The organism is Lapidilactobacillus concavus DSM 17758 (genome assembly GCF_001435835.1).
In the GTDB taxonomy this organism is placed as follows: Bacteria; Bacillota; Bacilli; order Lactobacillales; family Lactobacillaceae; genus Lapidilactobacillus; species Lapidilactobacillus concavus.
In genome coordinates, this window is record NZ_AZFX01000020.1 from 1 (window position 1) to 2,476 (window position 2,476).

Consider the following 2,476-nt stretch of genomic DNA (forward strand, 5'->3'; position numbering starts at 1 on the left):
AGTGGTGAATCATAATTCCGTCGAATTATGATTCACCACTAATGTTAGTCAGTTTTATTTCAGTTTTTAAATTAAATTGTAAAACTAATTCGAATACATAAAAAATCGCCTTCATAAAAGTGCCTCATAATCATTAGTCATAGAACTAACAATTATGGAGCCCTCATATTCAGCGGGTTTCAATTATTTAATCGTTTATTTTAAAGTTGACTCTGCTAAAGCGCGCGAAAAGTTAAGCTCACCTGGTGTTACATTAATGACATGGCTAATAATTAAAGATACACCCCCAAGTAATGTTGCATACCGGGAATTTGCAAGAAGTTCAATCGGTGTCTTATCTTTAGTTAGGTAAGGAATATCAGATCGGATAATATCCATCAATTCTGGAATATCCGCGATTAGATTTGAATTAATAACTACTTTAGCTGGATCAAGTGTAACAATCGTATTGTAAACAATGTGAGCAGTATAGTAACAGAACTCATCAAGAATGTCGCCTACAATTTCGTTTCCATCGTAATATAATTGTTGAATATCATCTCTCGTTAGTTCAGATAAATCAGTTTGCTCTTTAATCTTCTTTAGTATTGAATCCTCTGAACAATAAGATTCAATTGATTCAAACTTGTGTTCAAAGTTAGGACGTGACTCATAAACAACTGCATGCCCAATTTCGCCTGCCTCGCCACGAACACCGGTAAACAAACGATTATTAATGATAATCCCCGCACCGATACCCTTATGGATGCTGATACAAACAAGATTATCGATCTGTTCTCTACTAACGAAATCACGCTGATAGATAACTGAAAGATTTGCCTCGTTTTGTAATCGCACGGGAACGAATAATTTTTGGCTTAAAACTTTTGCAAGGTCACGGTCTTGAAAATCAATATAAGGTGTATAAAGAGCTTTGTTATTATCGATAATCCCGTGAATTGCGACTGACACACCAAGCAATCTGCCGCCTTCAGGCTTGATTTCATGAGCCTTATTGACAATAAACGTAATACGTTCATCAATATTAATTTCGCCAACACGATGGTGTTCAAATTTTAGAATCAATCCATCGATCTGATTCATCATCACATCAATATAATTAAATCCAAGATCAAAACTTAAGACATAACCATAATCAGCATTCAATTTAAGCATTGTGGGTTTCCGTCCACCACGAGAAGAACTATCGCCTTGCCCCAATTCAACTAGTAAATGATTTTCTAACATCTCCGAAACAATTTCAGAAACAGTAACTTTATTAAGCTTTAAATTTTTGGATACCTGACTTCGCGAGATTGGTCCATAACTAAAGACTTGCTCGAGCACTCTCTTTCTATTCAACTCACGAACAAGGCTTTTACTCGTTTCCATAATTATTCACCTATCTACTTAAATAATATCAAAAACATTAGTTATAGTCATTATAGGTAAGTTAACTTTACAAAACAACTAAATAAACACTATCCCAATAAATAAGCATGGTCTTTCACCAAGCTCAACTCAAACCCGATCAAAAAGCCGAAATACTTGTTTTCGGTTAAAAGAATAAGTGCCAATCAACGATTCTATCTAATATGGATTTCATTCATATTAATAATGAACTTGAATCTCAAACAACTATTTTCTTCATAACACTTAAAAGCACTTAGTAAGAACCATCCCCTTGCACTGGAAATTCATTCAAAATACCCTGGAACTTTTTTAAGGACTATATCCACATCTTCATCAACGAGATGAAGATGTTCTTTAACATCAGATGTTAAACCAATCTCATCACCAGATTCGAAAGCCGAACTGATTGCTTGGTGTTGATTATATATTTCATTCCAATTCAATCCACTTATCTCTAAGCGTAAATAGCGGAAACGATTGAATTGTGCGTTTAATAATTGAAGCCAATCCCAAACGAAAGATTTACCTGCGATCATATAAAACAGCTTATGAAATTGTTCATCTAAATCGAAAAATTGATCATAATCTTTTGTTTGTAGATAAACTCGTTGCAGTTGAATATTTTGATGTAGTTGGTTGAGTTGCGCATCCGTAACCTTATTGAGTGCTTCTTTAAACACTAATACTTCGAGATTTTCTCGAACATATCGTGCTTGATAAACTTCATTAAGATTGATTTTAGAAACATAAGTCCCGCTTTGAGGAATAACACGAAACAGTCCTTCTCGTCTTAAGCGAATAATTGCTTCCCGTATGGGAGTAGCACCAATAGACAATTTTGCTTGAAGAGACTTAATTGTAACCCGTTCACCGGGACGTATAGCTAAAGTGATAATCATTTTTTTAATGATTGCATATGCTTCATCTTGATAATTCTCTGGTCTTGTCACCCGATTACCTCATCTTCACAATATATCTAAGATTCATTAGTTTAATTATATCCCACATTCACTTGCATTCAATCTATTGAGAGTGTCAAGAATTTTGTGTAAATGAGTAACTCTTATTTGCATGATTAAATGAC

At 34.2% G+C, this 2,476-nt stretch carries 2 protein-coding genes; both read right to left on the minus strand.

Annotation, left to right across the window (positions count from 1 at the left end):
- Positions 1 to 195: 195 nt before the first annotated feature.
- Positions 196 to 1,371 carry an ROK family protein gene (locus FC15_RS02595; RefSeq protein WP_057823681.1) on the minus strand — a complete coding sequence of 392 codons (1,176 nt, stop codon included), beginning with the start codon at positions 1,369 to 1,371 and terminating at the stop codon, positions 196 to 198.
- Between the two features lie 305 nt (positions 1,372 to 1,676).
- Positions 1,677 to 2,342: a GntR family transcriptional regulator gene (locus tag FC15_RS02600; protein WP_268872198.1), complete on the minus strand. Its 666-nt coding sequence runs from the start codon at positions 2,340 to 2,342 to the stop codon at positions 1,677 to 1,679.
- Positions 2,343 to 2,476: the final 134 nt, after the last annotated feature.